The organism is Streptococcus oralis subsp. dentisani, assembly GCF_002096335.1.
Classification (GTDB): domain Bacteria; phylum Bacillota; class Bacilli; order Lactobacillales; family Streptococcaceae; genus Streptococcus; species Streptococcus oralis_Z.
In genome coordinates, this window is the sequence record NZ_NCUW01000030.1 from 650942 (window position 1) to 668721 (window position 17780).

Consider the following 17780-nt stretch of genomic DNA (forward strand, 5'->3'; position numbering starts at 1 on the left):
TTTTGGTATAACCTTCGACGCGCGCCTACATAGCGGGTGGTTGATTTGTCTAACTTTTGGGGTACTGTTCACAAGACGGGGTTTTGTGTTATAATAGAGGCATGAAAACAAATGATATTGTCTATGGCGTCCATGCCGTTACTGAAGCCCTGCTTGCAAACACCGGAAACAAACTCTACCTCCAAGAAGATTTAAGGGGGAAGAATGTTGAGAAAGTCAAGGAACTGGCTGCTGAGAAAAAGGTGTCCATCTCTTGGACCTCAAAAAAATCCCTCTCTGAAATGACCGAAGGTGCCGTCCATCAAGGATTTGTCCTTAGAGTATCTGAATTTGCCTATAGCGAGCTCGATCAAATCCTTGCCAAAACGCGGCAAGAAGAAAATCCTTTGCTATTGATTCTGGATGGGTTAACTGATCCCCATAATCTGGGTTCTATCTTGAGAACTGCTGATGCGACCAATGTTTCAGGTGTCATCATTCCCAAGCACCGTGCTGTCGGAGTTACTCCTGTCGTTGCCAAAACGGCCACAGGTGCCATTGAGCACGTACCGATTGCCCGAGTAACCAATCTTAGTCAAACCTTAGATAAACTCAAGGATGAAGGTTTCTGGACCTTTGGAACGGATATGAACGGTACTCCTTGCCACAAATGGAATACAAAAGGGAAAATCGCCCTCATCATTGGAAATGAAGGAAAAGGCATCTCGAGCAACATCAAAAAGCAGGTTGATGAGATGATTACCATTCCCATGAATGGACATGTTCAAAGCCTTAATGCCAGTGTTGCTGCAGCCATTCTCATGTACGAAGTTTTCCGAAACCGGCTATAAAAAGTTTCCAATCAACCTGATTGGAAACTTTTTTATGATTAACTATGTTCGGTAATAAACTTGTAGGCTTCTTGCCCAGCGATAGCCCCATCACCAACTGCTGTTGTCACTTGGCGAAGGTCTTTCTGGCGAACATCTCCAACCGCAAAGATACCATCAACGGCAGTCTTCATGTGATTATCTGTTACAATCCAGCCTGACTGATCTTGAATATTCAGATCCTTAACAAAATCACTAACAGGGTCTAGTCCAACATAGATAAAGACACCTCCAAAGGCTTGCTCTGTCACTTGACCAGTTTTCACATTTTCAAATACAACTGACTCTACTCGGTTTTCACCTTTGATTTCCTTGACTACAGAGTCCCAGATAAAGTTGACTTTCTCATTTGCAAAGGCACGGTCTTGCAAAACTTTTTGAGCACGAAGTTCATCTCGACGGTGAACAATAGTAACAGTCTTTGCAAAGCGAGTCAAGAAGAGAGCTTCTTCTACCGCAGAATCTCCTCCACCAACTACGAGCAAGTCTTGGTCACGGAAGAAAGCACCATCACAGACCGCACAGTAAGAAACGCCTCGGCTATTTAGTTCTTCTTCTCCAGGAACACCCAAAAGACGGTGTTTAGACCCAGTTGCCACGATGACAGTACGGGTTTCATAAACTTGGTCATCAGTGATGACCTTCTTATAGTCGGCATGATCTTCAATCTTTTCAACAAATCCATAAAGGTGCTCTACTCCAAGATTTTCAAGAGGTTCAAACATCTTCTCTGCCAATTCAGGTCCACTAATATTGGCATATCCAGGATAGTTTTCGATATCAGAGGTGTTGTTCATTTGCCCACCTGGCAGACCACCTTCAATCAAAGCAACTTTCAGATTGCTTCGAGCAGCATATAAGGCAGCTGTCATTCCCGCAGGTCCAGCACCGATAATAATCGTATCGTACATTTCGATTCCTTCTTTCTTGTTGTAACTGTCTTTATTCTAACTTATTCTTGCTAGTCACGCAAGGATTATGCCTTGAAAACCAAGAGCAAACTCATAACGGCAAAGGATAACACCGGAACTACCAAAACTCCAATCATAATCATATCATAGAGATGGGCTTGACGAGCCTTGGCTGTCTTGTCCACACCAGACATAGCTCGCAATCCAATCCAAATCCCTAAAAAAATCACGACGAGAATGGTCGTTAAGATCAAACTCTCGAAATACAAAGAAAATAGTTGCAGCAGCATGATCTCTCTCGTTTCTATCTTTTTTAAAGAGTAAACTCAGCTAGTCCAACTAACTGAGTTTTCCTTTTTCTATTATATCAAATATAAGTCCGTTTGTAACTAGCGAAGAATTCTTTTGTCCGTTCTTCTTTCGGATAATTGATGATTTCATCCGGTGTGCCAGACTCGATGATTTTCCCTTTATCTAGGAATAAAACCTTGTCTGCCACTTGGGCTACAAAAGACATATCGTGACTAACCAAGATCATGGTCTGACCAGACTTGGCAGCGTCTGCAATAGACTTTTCTACTTCACCGACCAACTCTGGGTCAAGGGCTGAAGTAGGCTCGTCCAAGAGCAAGACATCTGGTTTCATAGCAAGCGCACGCGCGAGGGCAACCCGTTGCTTTTGTCCACCTGATAAATGGCGAGGATAATGATTTTCACGGTCAGAAAGACCAACCTTGGCCAACTCTTCCTTAGCGATTTTTGTTGCCTCCTCGTCCGATAATTTTTTAACGACAACCAAACCTTCCTTGACATTGTCAAGGGCTGTTCGGCGTTCAAACAAATTAAACTGTTGGAAAACCATGGACAACTTGCGACGAAGGGTTAGGATCTCTTCTTGGCTAATCTGAGAAAAATCAACTTTAAAATTGTCAATCTGAATCGTTCCACTATCTGGAGTTTCAAGGTAGTTCAAACTACGAAGAAAGGTTGATTTCCCAGCTCCAGATGAACCAATCAAAGCCACTACCTCACCTTTTTGGATATCCAAGTTCAGATGATTCAAGACTGTCTGTCCTGAAAAGGATTTGCTTAAATTCGAAATCTTAATCATTAACGAAGGTCTCCTTTCACATCTGTAGACACTGTATCCGGCGCTGAGATAGCCATTTTCTTCTCGATAAAGCGACCGAGGCTTTCGATTCCGATATTGACCACCCAGTAAACGAGAGCAACGGAGATGAAGCGTTCAAAATAGCGGTAATCTGCTCCACCCAAAATCTGAGCCTGGGCAAAGACCTCCACAACACCTGCACTAAAGGCTAGAGAAGTTCCCTTGGTCAAACCGATAAGGGAGTTGATCAAAGTCGGTGTCGCTACCACCGCCGCATTTGGAATAATCACACGACGATAAACTTGCGCTCGTGTCATACCCAAACTACGCGCCGCCTCAATTTCACCTGGATTAACAGAAAGGATGGCTGCACGAATCGTTTCACTTGCATAAGCCGCCTCATTGAAAGCAAAGGCTACAATCGCAAAAAGTGCCGCTGGAATCGCATTGATATTGAAACCAGTGCCCCATTGCTGGTTGATAGCTTTCAGTAACAAAGGAATTCCGTAGTAGGTCAACATAAGTTGAACTAGGATTGGGGTACCTTTTAAGAAGCTGACGAAAAAAGCCTGCAAGGGATATAAGATTTTAACACGATTGATCTTTACAATGGCAAAAATCAGGGCAAGTAGCAAACCAAAGAGTGCACCTCCAAGCGTTAACATCAAGGTTGTAGGCAATTGTTGGACAATCCTTGGAATTCCATCGAAGACCGAACGCAAACTAAAGAGCTTGCCATCCGGAATGAGTTGCATCAAATTTTGGTACCAATCTGATGCTAAAAATGTTGTAACAGTCATAAAAACATCCTCTCCTGATAATGATTCATTCTATCATACTTCTGCTCGCAAGCAAATTATTTGCTACGGGCTACTCAGACTTTGTCTATCTTCTAGTTTATCACACTTTAAAACAGGGAGGCTATATATTTTACCTATCAAGGAGATAAATAAAAACTATCTCAAACCTAAGTCCTCATAGGTTTTTCTATAGCCGATTTGTTTAACAGCACCATTCTCCACCAAAATTGGACGTTTCAATAACATGCCATCACTAGCCAGAAGCTTGGCTGCTTCTTGTTTTGACAAGCTTCCCACCTTATCTTTCAGGCCTAGTTCTCGGTATTTGATCCCGCTAGTATTGAAAAATTGTTTCACTTCAAAACCGGAAGTTTCCAACCAGTTCAAAATCGCATCTTCACTTGGTGTTTCTTCTACGATGTGGACATCTTGGTATTCCAGTCCAAGTTGATCCAATTCATTTTTTGCTTTCTTACAAGTTGAACATTTTGGGTATTCGATAAATTCTAACATCTTCTTTTCTTTCTATTTTTTATTTTCTTGAAATGCTACACCTTCATGTTGCAAGAGCCAGACTTTCTTTTCGACTCCAGATGCATAGCCTGTCAGACGATTTCCTGATCCTAACACACGATGACAGGGTACGAGGATGGACCAAGGATTGCGCCCCACTGCTCCACCAATCGCTTGGGCAGAAGCTACTTGCAGGTCCTGCGCTATTTGTCCGTAAGTCACTGTTTGACCATAAGGAATGGCCTGTAAGTATGCCCAGACTCTCTTTTCAAAATCTGTTCCAATAGGAGCCAAAGGTAAGTCAGATAGATCCTGAACACTGCCTTCGAAATAGGTATCTAAATAGCAAATAACTTGGTCAAGAACAGGATGCTCCTTAACTGTTTCCATCCTATGCGTATTGACGCCTCTCTCAAAATGAGTTTGGTTCTGCACCCAAATTCCATACAGATATTGCTCGTCAGCAACTAAGGATAAGGTTCCAATTGGCGACGGGTAGAGCATTTTTGCGTACTTATTCTGCTTCATTTCTTTAATTTCTGATAGGCCAAGCGTTCCCCATCAACTAGGACTTTTCCGACCTGACTAAATCCAAGTTTTTCAAAGATATGCTGCATGACCTTGTTTTCTGCATGCGTATCTGAACGAAAATCTAGGTAATCAAAACCTTCAATCAAGCCTTCTAGGAAAGTCTGAGCAACTCCCTGCCCTTGGACATCTGTTGCTACAGCGATACGGTGAAAGACCAGATATTCCGACTCTCCCCCCTGCCAACTTCCTTCATAAATGGCTTCATAGGCTTCCTCTGGGCTCTTGGTCACAGCAGCATAGGCTAGCAGTTCTCCCTCTTCCAAGGCCACATAGGCTTGACCAGAGATGATATCATCAATAATGATGTCGGCATTTGGATAGCCATTTTGCCACTGGTCACTGCCTGACTTGGCTAAACATTTTTTGGCATCCTCCATCACCTGCATAATCGCATCTACTTCGTTTGGAAATGCTAAACGAATCTCCATCTTTTCCCCTCATTTCTAACTATTTTCTCTCATCATAGCATAATTTAGGGCTTTCTACAAGCAGTTGAAACTTGACTTTTGTTTTTTATTATTTTATAATCTAGTTATCGAAACTAGATAAAAAGGAGTTGGAAATGAATTCTATCTTTTCCTACCCAAAATGGGAAGACATTCCAAACATTGACCTCTACCTGGATCAGGTTTTGCTTTATGTCAATCAAGTCTGTGCCCCTATCTCTCCAGAAAAAGAAAAGGGCCTGACCGCATCCATGGTCAATAACTATGTCAAACACGGTTACCTGACAAAGCCTGACAAAAAGAAATACCAACGCAAACAGATTGCCCGTTTAATTGCCATTACTACTCTCAAATCTGTCTTTTCGATCCAAGAAATCGCTCAGACACTTAATACTCTACAAACTCAAGCGAGCTCAGATCAGCTCTACGATGCTTTTGTGGATTACATGAACCAAGGAATCGATCCAGAAAATCCAATTATCCAAACCAGCTGCCAAACGGTCAAACTCTATCATCAAACTCTAGACTTAATCCTTAGCAAAGAAGAGGAGGAAACCCAATGAATACCAGCTTAAAACTCAGTAAAAAACTCAGTTTTGGAGAAGAAATTGCCAATAGCGTAACCCATGCTGTGGGTGCAGTTATCATGCTCATCTTACTCCCCATTTCATCCACCTATAGTTACGAAGCACATGGATTTTTATCATCTTTTGGTGTTTCTATCTTTGTTATCAGTCTATTTCTCATGTTTCTCTCGTCAACCATTTACCACTCGATGGCCTATGGTTCGACCCACAAATACGTCTTGCGAATCATCGACCACTCTATGATTTATGTGGCTATCGCAGGCTCTTATACGCCAGTCGTATTGACCTTGATGAATAACTGGTTTGGCTATCTGATTATTGCCATTCAGTGGGGAACGACCATCTTTGGCATCCTCTATAAAATCTTTGCTAAAAAGGTCAATGAGAAATTCAGTCTTGCTCTTTACCTGATTATGGGCTGGTTGGTTCTGGCTATCATTCCTGCCATTATCAGTCAAACAACGCCAATCTTTTGGAGTCTCATGGTAACTGGTGGACTCTGTTATACAGTTGGAGCTGGATTCTATGCCAAGAAAAAACCTTATTTCCACATGATTTGGCATCTCTTTATCCTAGCCGCATCTGCACTCCAGTACATCGCCATTGTTTATTACATGTAAAAAAAGACAAGGTTTTTTATCCTTGTCTTTTAGTTTTAGTATTGCTTTGGTTTCAATGTCAATAAGTGTGTTCTTTTTGAATCAGTAACTATTCTAATTTATCTATCTTGAAATAAATAAAATCCCTTTGTAATACTATAAAAAATAACTAACAAAGAAATAACTATAAGACTAGATTGCCAGAAACCTGATATATCTACTAAACTACGGCCTAAAAATTGGCCAATAAGGCTAACTAAAATTAAAATAATTAAATTGAAAATTACTGACACTAATAAAATTAACAACGAATGTATTATTGCCTCGCCTATACGTATTTTAAAAAGTTGTAATCTTGACACTCCCAGTGTCTTTAACTGTTTAATGTCCTCAATATCTTTATTAGAAGATAAAATTGTAAGAGAAATAGAACTAGTAATAATCAGAATAATTGGAGCAGACAGATAAGCAATAAAGGAAGCTCTTGCTTCGTTTACACCGTTTGCTGTATTCATGAATGAATACATATTTTGGGTGTAAAGAATAAACCCAGAAATGAGAGTTACTCCCATGCTCATTGAAGTTTGTATACTTTTCAAATAGCTAGGATTGGATAGTAGATTCCAAAAGCCTGTATTAATTACATAATTTTCAGTTTGAAATATCCTCATTAAAAATTTTATTAGAAACATTTGAATTGATGGAGATAGTGATTGAATAATAAGGATGTGAATAATTAATAAAAATAATATTATGCTTGACTGTGTTTCAATTATTTCTTTGTTTCTGATAAAACCTGCTGAAACAATAGAACCTATACATAGTAACCATAGGAATAAACGAACAGAGATGTTAACAAATCCAGTTACTGTAACTTTTCTTTTTTTCTTTTTTGGTTTTAATATTGATGATATTTTAAGTATTCGACTTGAATAAAAGTAAGCCCCTATCCCGACAATTGTTGGGACTATAAAAACACTCAATAAAATTGATTGAATGTTGGCTGTAATAACTAAATCAGGTAACTCATCTCTTCCTAATAAATTTTGTAAAAATTTGTAGTAACTATCTGCCATGATAAATGAAAGTATTGTACCAATACTACTAACAATCTCTGCCATTAAATAAAACTGTCCAGATACTAATAAAGATAACTGAGTTCTGCTTGCGCCTAAGATAGCCCATAATTGGTAATCCTTTTTAAAGATATCTATTAGCAGTCTTATATTATTTGAAATAAGGAAAAATAGAGTAGTTCCGCCAAAAATTATTAGCATTTGAAAAAGTTGTGAAGCGTTAATATTAGCAGTCTTTATTGAACTAGCAATACCAAATAAAGATGTTCCAACAATCAGGCTAGATATAAATAGTAATGGTATTGTTCCTAACCATTGTCTTTTTGAGTACTGAAATTGGTAAATGATTAATTTTAGCATAATAAATCCTCCTCAAATTAATCTTTACCACTTTCAAGTGCTTGGTAGAGCTCATCAGCTGAAGGTTTAATAATTTGTCGAGATATTTTTCCGTCTTTTAAAATGAGTGCTCTGTCAGTTTTTGAAGCCAACTCAATATCATGAGTGACCATAAAAACACATTTTCCTTGACTCGCTAAATTACGAAGTGTTTCAAAAATAAGTTTTCTTGAGACGCTGTCCAGAGCTCCTGTTGGCTCATCAGCAAAAATAATTTTACTATCAGCTATTATTGCACGAGTAATAGCCACTTTTTGCTGTTCTCCACCTGATAAGGTAGCAACTAATGATGATAGTTCTGCTTTAAAATTCAAACTATCCAACATTTTTTTACTTTATTGCTATCAACACTCTTTCCTGAGAGTCTCAGAGGAAGTGTAACATTTTCTAGTACAGGTAGAGCGGGTACCAGATTATAGTTTTGAAAAATTATTGCAATATCTTGCCTTCTAAATTTAGCAAGCTTCCCTTCTTTTAAGGTGTATGGATTTACACCATTGATAACAACTTCGCCACTTGTTGGTTCAGATAAACTTGATAAGCAACTTAGCAAAGTAGACTTTCCAGAACCACTTACACCAAGTATTGATACAAATTCCCCATAATTCACAGATAAAGAAACATCTTTCAAAATAGAGACAATTTTGTCTTGCCCTAACAAAAATTCTTTTGAAAGGTTTGAGACTTTAACAGCTACATTATTAACCATAATAAATCCTCCTGATTCCAGTGTCATCTTTGATTTAATTATACAATATTGGAATTCTATTAATATCAAGTAAGTAACTTATGAAACGTATTTTTAATGGATAAAATTTCTATTTCCTCTGGAACTCGAATAAAGGTCTTTAGCGAACTAAGAATTTTTTCTATTACCATAATAGTATCGAAAGCGTAAACATAGCTTTATTAAGAGGTACAGCTATTCTATACAAAATTTAAACATAAAACTTAGGTATACTTAATAAATGAGAATTAAAGTTAGCTATAACAAAGATAGTAGCATATGTAAAACTACTCTCCACCAAGCAGACTTATCAAAAAGAAAAGGCGCTAGGACTGAGGAAACAGTTCTAACGCTAAAATTAAAAAAATTTCAATTACAGTATAGCACAGGAAGTGATTTTTTGCGCTTTTTTACTGTCTTTTTTCTTTACACATTTTGATAAAATACTGGTGCAAGCTAACATCATCGGTCAATTCTGGATGAAAAGAGGTCACCAGCATATTTTTTTCCTGAGCTGCAACGATTTGGTCGTCTACGGTTGCTAGAATTTCCACACCCTCTCCAAGACTACTGATAATCGGACCGCGAATAAAGGTCATGGGAATCTTGCCAACTCCTTTACATTCTGCCTCAGTATAGAAACTTCCCAGTTGGCGTCCGTAGGCATTGCGCTCAACTACTATATCCATGGTTCCAAGATGACTTTCTTCCTGAGAAATAATTTCCTTAGCTAGCAAAATCAAGCCCGCACAAGTACCAAAAACGGGAAGGCCAGAAAGTATAGCTTCTCGGATGGGAAGCAACATCTGCTGATCACGCAAGAGTTTGCCCATGGTTGTGGATTCCCCACCAGGCATTATCAAACCAGACAAGTCACTCTGATGCTGTTGAAAATCATCTAAATTTCTGATTTCGACACTTGTGACACCTAATTTATCTAGCACTTTTTCATGCTCTTCAAAGGCACCTTGCAAGGCTAATATTCCGATTTTCATCTATTTTCCTCGCTCAGCCATGAGAATTTGGATTTCATTCTCATTGATACCAACCATGGCTTCCCCTAAGTCTTCAGAGATTTGAGCCAAAATTTGAGGATTTTGGTAGTTGGTTACGGCTTTGACAATGGCACTTGCCCGTTTAACAGGGTCGCCTGACTTGAAAATACCTGATCCAACAAAAACACCTTCTGCTCCCAGTTGCATCATTAAGGCCGCATCTGCTGGCGTTGCAACACCTCCAGCTGCAAAATTTACAACTGGCAATTTTCCATGTTCATGGACGTACTGAACTAATTCAATAGGGACTTGCAAGTCCTTAGCAGCAACATAAAGTTCGTCCTCACGGAGATTTTGAATGCGGCGAATTTCCTGATTCATCATGCGCATATGACGAACGGCTTGGACAATATCTCCTGTCCCTGGTTCTCCTTTGGTACGAATCATAGAAGCACCTTCAGCGATACGACGCAAGGCTTCTCCCAAGTCCTTAGCCCCACATACAAAAGGTACTTGAAATTCTTTCTTGTCCACATGGAAACGGTCGTCAGCTGGAGAAAGCACTTCACTTTCATCGATATAGTCGATCTCAATGGCCTCTAAAATCTGAGCTTCTACAAAATGCCCGATTCTAACCTTGGCCATCACTGGAATGCTCACCGCTTCTTGGATTTCCTTAATCATCTTTGGGTCACTCATACGGGAAACACCGCCAGCTGCACGAATATCAGCTGGAATCCGCTCTAAGGCCATAACAGCAGCCGCGCCAGCAGCCTCTGCAATACGGGCCTGTTCAGGATTTTGTACATCCATGATAACACCGCCCTTGAGCATCTGCGCCAAGTTTTTATTTAGTTCATAACGATTTTCAGTCATTTCTTTTTACTCTTTACTTGTATTGGTAGCTACCATTCCATTTTAAGCCAGAAAAGAATGAACCTCAAGATAAAAAAATCATAATTGTATGGGTACAAAATGATTAAAAAACTATCTGACCTTAACTTAAGGCCAGATAGCTCATTTTTTTATTTTTCAGCTGTAAGTGCAGCCATTGTGATGTAGTTGTATGGTTTATTGAAGTGTGGCAAGAAGAATAGGTCTGTTAAGGCCAATTTATCAATTGTCACATGTTCTTGGATAGCAAGTGAGAACATGTGGATTCCCATACTGATAGCAGAATCACGTGATACCATTTGAGCACCAAGAATTTCACGGCTGTCTTTGTCAAAGACAATCTTGATAGCAACTTCGTGGTTGTCATGTTTGATAAATTCAGGTTTTTGAAGATCGTTAAAGCCAGTTTCAGTTGCGTTATAACCAGCAGCTTTTGCTTTCTCAAGAGTCAAACCAGTTGAAACCATGTGAAGACCATAGATAGAGATACCGTTTGATCCTTGTACACCGATTCCTTCCAATTCATGTCCACAAGCGTTGTAAGCACCAACGATACCAGTGCGTACAGCATTTGAAGCAAGCGCGATGTAGCTAGTGTCTTTACGAGCGTTGTCATAAACAGTTGCACAGTCACCAACAGCGTATACACCTGGAATAGATGTTTCTTGTTTCTTATCTACAAGAAAGGCACCGTTGCGGAAGAGTTCAATCTTACCATCAGCAAGGGCCGTGTTCGGACGGAAACCAACTGCAAGAACCACCATATCCACATCAAATGTTTCTTTGTCTGTTACCAGGCGTTCAACTTTGCCATCACCTTGGATTGCTTTTACTGTTTGACCTAGTGCCAAGCGGATGTTATGATCTTCCAAGTTCTTCGCCATCATTTGAGTGAAGTCTTTGTCATAGTAACCATTTAAGACAGTGTCTACGATATCTACTAGAACCACTTCTTTTCCAAGACGCTCGAAGGCTTCAGCAAGTTCTACACCGATGTAACCACCACCAACAACGGCAATGCGCTCAAGGTGCTTGCTCTTGTCTTCAAGTTTCTCAATAACTTCTTCAGCGTTTTGGTACAACTTAACAAATTGAACATTTTCAAGTGTTGCTTTGAATTCGCGGTTGCCCTTAACAATTTCAACACCTTCGATTGGAGGCAAGATTGGAGTTGAACCAGTCGCAAAGATTAATTTGTCGTAAGATTCTTTGTGTTCTTGACCTTCAACTTCTGCAGTCACAACTTTATTATCGTAGTCAATTGAAAGAACTGGTGAGTTCATGTAAACTTTAGCACCTTTTGCTTCCAATTTTTCTTTATCAGAGTAGAAGAGACCTTCTGGGCCATCAATTTGTTCCCCGATCCAAAGCGCCATTCCACAACCAAGGAATGAAATATTTGAGTTTTGGTCAAATACAACGATTTCATTTTCATGTCCGAAGTTGTCCAACATAGTATTGATACATGCTGTACCAGCGTGGTTAGCACCAACTACAACGATTTTACTCATAGAAAAATTCCTACCTTTAATTTATGATTTACCTTTCTAGTATAACATTTACTGTTAGCGTTTACAAGGAATTTGCTTAGATTTCTCTTTTTTTCAGTAAAAAGATCCTTATTATATTAATTGTTTTGAGTTCCTATCCCATATTTTATATTTTTTAAGCATATTTCTTGACTTTTTGTCAAAAATTATTTGTGAAAACGCTGACTTTATGTTATGCTAGAAACATGGAAAGAAAATGTAAGGGGTTAAATCATCATAGAATTTAACATAACTTAGAAGATTTCCTATGAAGTAGAAAGGAGTTGGTAGCTTGCCTCTTCGTTCACGTTCTGAACGGCTAATGGGAACAACTATCACCATTTCATTAGTAGATGAACAGGCCGATTGCCTGCTTCAAGGAGCCTTTGATTTGCTCAAAGAGCTCGAGTACCGCTTCAACGCCAACAGTCAAGAATCCGAACTGATGGAAATCAATCACCAGGCTGGAATTGCACCTGTAAAGGTCCATCCTGACCTGTTTGAACTGATTGAACTTGGTTTAGAACACAGCCTAGCTCCATCTAGCCACCTCAATATCAGTATTGGTCCCTTGATTCAAACTTGGCGAATCGGCTTTGCAGATGCCCGACTCCCAGAGCTAAACGAAATCGAAGCTGTCTTGCCTCTAGTTGACCCGCATGTTATCAAGTTAGATCCCGCTAGCTCTACTGTCTTTTTAGAGAAGGAAGGGATGAAACTTGATCTAGGTTGTTTAGCTAAAGGGTATAGTGCAGATAAGGTTGCCCAGTATTTAAAAGCACACGGAGTCACTTCTGCCTTGATCAATCTCGGAGGAAATATTCTCACTATCGGGAATAATCAAGCCAAAGATGGGAAAGCCTGGCAGATTGGTATTCAAGATCCGCGAAATCCTCGTGGCAATCATCTCCTAACCATTCCTGCTTCTAACAAATCCGTTGTAACTTCAGGTATCTATGAACGACACCTGACAGTAGATGGAAAAGACTATCACCATATCTTTGATAGTGAGACAGGCTTTCCTGTCGAAACCGATCTTGCTAGCCTAACGATTGTCTCTGATAAATCCGTTGATGGTGAGATATGGACAACACGCCTTTTCGGAGAACGAAGCGCTTCTATCCTCTGGCAAGTCGAAAGTATAGATGGTATTGAAGCCATCCTCATTGACAAAGAGGGACGCCTTGCTTGTTCTTCAGGCCTTCAAAATTGTATTATGTAAAAAGAGAAAGGAAATCTCATGCTAAAACTTATTGCCATTGTTGGAACGAACTCTAAACGTTCTACAAACCGCCAATTGCTCCAATACATGCAAAAACACTTTGCGGATAAAGCTGAAATTGAACTCGTTGAAATCAAGGACATCCCTGTTTTCAACAAACCAGCAGATAAGCAACTTCCAGCTGAAATTCTTGAGATTGCAGCTAAAATTGAAGCGTCTGATGGTGTGATTATCGGTACTCCTGAGTACGACCACTCTATCCCAGCAGTTTTGATGAGCGCTCTTGCTTGGCTATCTTATGGTATCTACCCACTTTTGAACAAACCAATCATGATCACTGGTGCTTCATACGGCACTCTTGGTTCCTCTCGTGCCCAATTGCAACTTCGTCAAATCTTGAACGCTCCTGAAATTAAGGCAAATGTTCTTCCAGATGAATTCTTGCTTTCACACTCTCTTCAAGCATTTAACCCAAGTGGGGACTTGGTTGACCTTGACGTCATCAAGAAATTGGATGCCATCTTTGATGACTTCCGTATCTTCGTGAAGATTACTGAAAAATTGCGCAATGCACAAGAATTGCTTCGCAAAGATGCTGAAGAATTTGACTGGGAAAATTTGTAAGATAGGAGACCGAAAGAATGAAATTTGTTGGACTTGTTGGATCAAACTACGATCAATCATATAACCGCAAACTCTTGGAATTTATCCGTCGCAATTTTAAATTCAAATTTGAATTAGAAGTTCTTGAAATCGACGAAGTTCCAATGTTTAACCAAGACGAAAAATGGGACGAAAGTTTCCAATTGCGTTTCTTATATAACAAGATTACGCGTGCTGATGGTGTTATTATCGCTACTCCTGAGCACAACCACACTATCTCAGCTTCACTCAAATCTGTACTTGAATGGCTTTCATACGAAGTTCATCCATTTGAAAACAAACCTGTTATGATTGTGGGAGCATCATACTACGACCAAGGAACTTCACGTGCCCAAGTTCACCTTCGTAAGATCCTTGACGCTCCAGGTGTCAATGCCTACACGCTTCCAGGTAACGAATTTCTTCTTGGTAAAGCTAAGGAAGCTTTTGATAACGACGGAAATATCACCAACGAAGGAACTGTTAAATTCCTTGAGACTTGCTTAGATAACTTTGTAAAATACGTAGGAGTCGTTTCGAAATTGAAAAAACCAAAACCAATCGAACCAGAAGACTTGGATTGTGGAAAACCAATCGCTACAACCATCACAGAAGTTGATCCTGACGATCCAGAATGGGTAGAAAAAGTTGCTGCAATCACTGGCGCTGTTTCTGGTGATACCTATGTCAAATTGGACCACGGTATCTTGACAGTTAACCAAATCGATATGTTCTTGAAAGCTATGCCATTTGAATTGACATATGCTGATGACAACAACCAATTCCTCTACTACAATAACGCTCACCAAGATCCAGACACCATGTTTGCTAAACGTGTACCACCTCAATCAGGTAACCGTATGTCAACTGTGCATGGTTCTCTTCCACCAGCACGCATGAAGAATGTAGAGTGGGTTATCGGAACACTTCGCAACGGAAACCAAGAATACGTCCGTACGATTGTTCCAGGATCTCCTGCAGGTGTTATCAACACTCACAACTACCAAGCTATGTACTATCCTGACGGATCATACGCTGGTATCAATGAAATCGTCTTTAACTTCCAACCATGGCTTGACTGGTACCTAAAAGAAACTGGTCAACGTTTGGTAGGTGGTAGCGGACCATTTGCTCCTGCTGCTGGAGGACATGGAGATGCTGATGCTACTTCTGGCGCTTCTGATTCAGGTGACGCTGGAGGCCACGGTGGTGGCGCAGACGCTACTTCTGGTGCAAGTAACTAAAAAACCAAAAAGGAGCCTAGTGGCTCCTTCTTTTTTTATTATTACCAAAAAAGGGTTTTGTAGATGATCTACAAAACCCTTGAATTTTATGAATTTGGATCATCTAAACTACGGCCATGCAAACCTTTTTCACGTTGTACTTGACGTAGTTTTTCTGGTGTAACGTCGTTGCCTTCTTCGTCCACGATTTTAATTCCTTCAATGTGGTGACGAACAGAACGACGATAGCCTTCGATGTATTCCTCGCGAAGTTTAGCTTGTTCCACTTTTTCAGCAGAAGTCAAGCCTTCTGTTTTTTTCTTTTTGGCAAGCTCGTTGATACGAGCGATTTTTTTCGGATCCATTTTTTCTCCTTTGTGATAAGATACAGTCCGTTTGACTGAGTTTATTTAGTATTGATTTGGTTAAAACGAGCGAGCTTAGCTGCTTTCTTGGTTAGTTGTGACAAGATGGCCAAACGATTTTGACGGACAGTCTGATCTTCAGCCATTACCATGGTATTTTCAAAGAAAGCATCAATAACTGGACTAAGCGTAAAGAGTTGTTCTAATTGCTGACTTGCAGTCCCTGACAAAACGAGTGATTCTACTGCCTCTGCCAAAGCTTTTTCTTCTTCATTCTCAAAGAGGGCCGGATCAATCATGTCAGAACCTTCTGCCTTCTCAGCCAAGTTAAAGGCACGTGAGAGAGATTCGACAGACGATTTGAAATCTTCTTTCTTGCTTGCTTCTACGAGAGCACTTGCTGCTTCCAACATATCCGCTACGACAAAATTCGAACCTGCGAGAACTGCTTCCTTAATGTCTTTTGGAGTAGAACCCATCATCTTATCAACACGAGCCTTGATAAAGTCCATAACCTCTGCTTTATTTTCATAAGTCAAGCTGTCAAATTTTAAACTGTAAAGGCTGTCAATCAACTCATCCATAGCAATGTGCCAGCCAAAGGCATCCAAGATACGAACCACACCTTGCGTCGCGCGACGAAGGGCATAAGGGTCATTAGAACCTGATGGAATCAAGCCTACTGAGAAGAAACTCAAAATCGTATCCAATTTGTCTGCAATGGCTAGAATGGCTCCGACCTTGCTCTCTGGAAGTTCTCCTTCGGCTGATGTAGGCATATAGTGTTCACGAATAGCAGCCGCAACTTCTGGAGTTTCTCCAGCAAGAAGGGCATATTTCTCACCCATAATTCCTTGGAGTTCATCAAACTCACCAACCATACCTGTCAACAAGTCAAACTTGTAAATGGCTGCTGCACGGGCTAGATCAACCGTTTCATCCACTGACAAACCAGCTTTTTCTGCCAAGAGAATGGCAATCTGCCCCGTACGAATCATGTGTTCACGAAGGGAACCAATCTTTTCGTGGAAGGTGACATTGTTTAATTTTTCGACAAGATCTGCAATAACCAATTTTTGGTCTTCACGCCAGAAGAATTCTCCGTCTTCCAAGCGGGCAACCAAAACTTTTTCATTTCCTTTGATAACATTTTCCAAATGCTCTGCGTTTCCGTTACGAACAGAAATGAAGTTTGGCAAGAGTTTTCCATCTTGATCACGAACAACAAAATAACGTTGGTGTTCCTTCATCGAAGTCACCAAAACTTCTTCTGGAACGTCAAGGTATTTGGCGTCAAAACTTCCCATGAAGGCAGTTGGGTATTCAACCAAGTTCAAGACTTCATTAAGCAAGTCCGCATCAATTTCGATACGTACACCATGTTTTGCCTCGATTGCTTTGATTTGGTCAACAATCATTTGCTCACGTTCACGTGGATCTGCGATTACAAACTGTTCACGAAGGTCTTCTTCGTAGCTCACTGCTGACTGAATCTTGGTTTCTTGTCCTAAGAAACGATGACCACGGCTTACACGTGCCCCCTTGATATCAAGGAAGTCCAAATCAAACTCTTGCTCGTCCAAAAGTACAGTCAAAGTGTGTACAGGGCGGATGTATTCAAAGCTGTTGTTTGCCCAGTGCATGCTGACAGGGAAAGTCAATGACTTCAAGACGTCTACTACACCTGGAACAATGTTCTCAACTGGTTGGCCCACTTCTTCCTTGGTAACATAGACATATTCTTCACCCTTGATTTCACGGAATTCAATATCTTCAACTGTCAAGCCTTTCCCACGGACAAATCCTTGAGCTGCTTTGGTGAAGTTTCCATCACCATCCAAGGCAATTTTCTTTGCTGGTCCCTTGAAATCTTCTGTTAAATCAGACTGTTTGTCTGCAAGACCAGTCACACGAACAGCCAAACGGCGTGGTGTTGAGAAAGTTTGAATGGCTTCAAAAGACAGGCGATTCTCTTTGAGGAAGGCTGCCATTTTTTCACCTAGTTGTTTTTCACTTGGAGTTACTACGTAGGCTGGTAACTCTTCAAGACCGAGTTCTACTAATAAGTTTTTTGTCATATTTTTTCTCCGAAAAGTATCTTTTTATTTTCCAGTTTGCCTTATGTGATTGGCACGCAAGCAACCAACTTCGTTGTTTCATTGCTAAAATTGGAGTCGAAAGTCTCCAATTTTGCCTAGTATCCTTAGCTTCACTAAGGATACCTTCATCACTGCGGCAACTGGCTAAGGGCTCACTCTGTTCGCCCATTTTCGTAATTTGT

Annotated in this window: 19 protein-coding genes and 1 pseudogene; 6 read left to right on the forward strand and 14 right to left on the reverse strand. The window is 40.2% G+C overall.

The window, feature by feature from the left end:
- Nucleotides 1-101: 101 nt before the first annotated feature.
- Nucleotides 102-830, forward strand: a complete 729-nt coding sequence (gene rlmB, locus B7709_RS09690) for a 23S rRNA (guanosine(2251)-2'-O)-methyltransferase RlmB (RefSeq protein WP_084972590.1) — start codon at nt 102-104, stop codon at nt 828-830.
- Nucleotides 831-868: 38 nt separating this feature from the next.
- Here the strand turns inward: rlmB and trxB are convergent, their stop codons facing one another.
- From trxB to B7709_RS09725, 7 genes are all read right to left on the reverse strand, one after another.
- Nucleotides 869-1780, reverse strand: a complete 912-nt coding sequence (gene trxB / locus B7709_RS09695) for a thioredoxin-disulfide reductase (protein ID WP_084972591.1) — start codon at nt 1778-1780, stop codon at nt 869-871.
- 65 nt (nt 1781-1845) lie between these two features.
- Nucleotides 1846-2070 carry a DUF4059 family protein gene (locus B7709_RS09700; protein ID WP_000926603.1) on the reverse strand — a complete coding sequence of 75 codons (225 nt, stop codon included), beginning with the start codon at nt 2068-2070 and terminating at the stop codon, nt 1846-1848.
- A 77-nt stretch (nt 2071-2147) separates the two neighbouring features.
- Nucleotides 2148-2891, reverse strand: coding sequence for an amino acid ABC transporter ATP-binding protein (locus B7709_RS09705; protein ID WP_084972592.1), 744 nt, complete (start codon nt 2889-2891; stop codon nt 2148-2150).
- Nucleotides 2891-3691, reverse strand: a complete 801-nt coding sequence (locus B7709_RS09710; RefSeq protein ID WP_084972593.1) for an amino acid ABC transporter permease — start codon at nt 3689-3691, stop codon at nt 2891-2893. Before B7709_RS09710 ends, B7709_RS09705 begins: the two co-directional genes overlap by 1 nt.
- 156 nt (nt 3692-3847) lie before the next feature.
- Entirely contained in the window at nt 3848-4204 is a 357-nt protein-coding gene (locus B7709_RS09715; protein WP_084972594.1) for an arsenate reductase family protein, read from the reverse strand.
- A gap of 12 nt (nt 4205-4216) precedes the next feature.
- Nucleotides 4217-4732 carry a methylated-DNA--[protein]-cysteine S-methyltransferase gene (locus B7709_RS09720; RefSeq protein WP_084972595.1) on the reverse strand — a complete coding sequence of 172 codons (516 nt, stop codon included), beginning with the start codon at nt 4730-4732 and terminating at the stop codon, nt 4217-4219.
- Nucleotides 4729-5223 (reverse strand): GNAT family N-acetyltransferase, encoded by a 495-nt coding sequence (locus tag B7709_RS09725; RefSeq protein ID WP_084972596.1) that lies wholly within the window; start codon nt 5221-5223, stop codon nt 4729-4731. Before B7709_RS09725 ends, B7709_RS09720 begins: the two co-directional genes overlap by 4 nt.
- Before the next feature lie 134 nt (nt 5224-5357).
- Between B7709_RS09725 and B7709_RS09730 the strand changes: the two genes are divergently transcribed.
- Entirely contained in the window at nt 5358-5804 is a 447-nt protein-coding gene (locus tag B7709_RS09730) for a DUF1836 domain-containing protein (protein ID WP_084972597.1), read from the forward strand.
- The gene (gene trhA / locus B7709_RS09735) at nt 5801-6448 is read left to right on the forward strand and encodes a PAQR family membrane homeostasis protein TrhA (RefSeq protein WP_001097972.1); all 648 of its coding nucleotides are present in this window, start codon (nt 5801-5803) and stop codon (nt 6446-6448) included. The genes B7709_RS09730 and trhA overlap by 4 nt, the downstream gene beginning before the upstream one ends.
- A 98-nt stretch (nt 6449-6546) precedes the next feature.
- On the opposite strand, the gene B7709_RS09740 is transcribed toward trhA, so the two are convergent.
- From B7709_RS09740 to nox, 5 genes and pseudogenes are all read right to left on the reverse strand, one after another.
- A complete protein-coding gene (locus B7709_RS09740) occupies nt 6547-7863 on the reverse strand; it encodes a beta-carotene 15,15'-monooxygenase (protein WP_084972598.1) in 1317 nt (438 codons plus the stop codon).
- Nucleotides 7864-7880: 17 nt separating this feature from the next.
- Nucleotides 7881-8611: pseudogene (locus tag B7709_RS10290) on the reverse strand (ABC transporter ATP-binding protein).
- A gap of 428 nt (nt 8612-9039) precedes the next feature.
- Nucleotides 9040-9624 carry a pyridoxal 5'-phosphate synthase glutaminase subunit PdxT gene (gene pdxT, locus B7709_RS09755; RefSeq protein ID WP_084972601.1) on the reverse strand — a complete coding sequence of 195 codons (585 nt, stop codon included), beginning with the start codon at nt 9622-9624 and terminating at the stop codon, nt 9040-9042.
- Nucleotides 9625-10500: a pyridoxal 5'-phosphate synthase lyase subunit PdxS gene (pdxS, locus tag B7709_RS09760; RefSeq protein ID WP_000138514.1), complete on the reverse strand. Its 876-nt coding sequence runs from the start codon at nt 10498-10500 to the stop codon at nt 9625-9627.
- Nucleotides 10501-10649: 149 nt separating this feature from the next.
- Nucleotides 10650-12029 carry a H2O-forming NADH oxidase gene (gene nox / locus B7709_RS09765; RefSeq protein WP_061453802.1) on the reverse strand — a complete coding sequence of 460 codons (1380 nt, stop codon included), beginning with the start codon at nt 12027-12029 and terminating at the stop codon, nt 10650-10652.
- A 310-nt stretch (nt 12030-12339) separates the two neighbouring features.
- Between nox and B7709_RS09770 the strand changes: the two genes are divergently transcribed.
- From B7709_RS09770 to B7709_RS09780, 3 genes are read left to right on the forward strand one after another with little or no spacing between them, the layout of a single operon-like run.
- On the forward strand, nt 12340-13269 hold the full coding sequence (locus B7709_RS09770) for an FAD:protein FMN transferase (protein WP_084972602.1): 930 nt from the start codon (nt 12340-12342) through the stop codon (nt 13267-13269).
- 18 nt (nt 13270-13287) lie between these two features.
- Complete coding sequence (locus B7709_RS09775; protein ID WP_000915933.1) at nt 13288-13893, forward strand: NADPH-dependent FMN reductase; 606 nt, start codon at nt 13288-13290, stop codon at nt 13891-13893.
- 17 nt (nt 13894-13910) lie between these two features.
- Nucleotides 13911-15155, forward strand: coding sequence for an NAD(P)H-dependent oxidoreductase (locus B7709_RS09780; protein ID WP_000673665.1), 1245 nt, complete (start codon nt 13911-13913; stop codon nt 15153-15155).
- 86 nt (nt 15156-15241) lie between these two features.
- On the opposite strand, the gene B7709_RS09785 is transcribed toward B7709_RS09780, so the two are convergent.
- Nucleotides 15242-15499 (reverse strand): DUF896 family protein, encoded by a 258-nt coding sequence (locus B7709_RS09785; RefSeq protein WP_000371291.1) that lies wholly within the window; start codon nt 15497-15499, stop codon nt 15242-15244.
- Nucleotides 15500-15540: 41 nt separating this feature from the next.
- Nucleotides 15541-17577: a glycine--tRNA ligase subunit beta gene (gene glyS, locus B7709_RS09790; protein ID WP_084972603.1), complete on the reverse strand. Its 2037-nt coding sequence runs from the start codon at nt 17575-17577 to the stop codon at nt 15541-15543.
- Nucleotides 17578-17780: the final 203 nt, after the last annotated feature.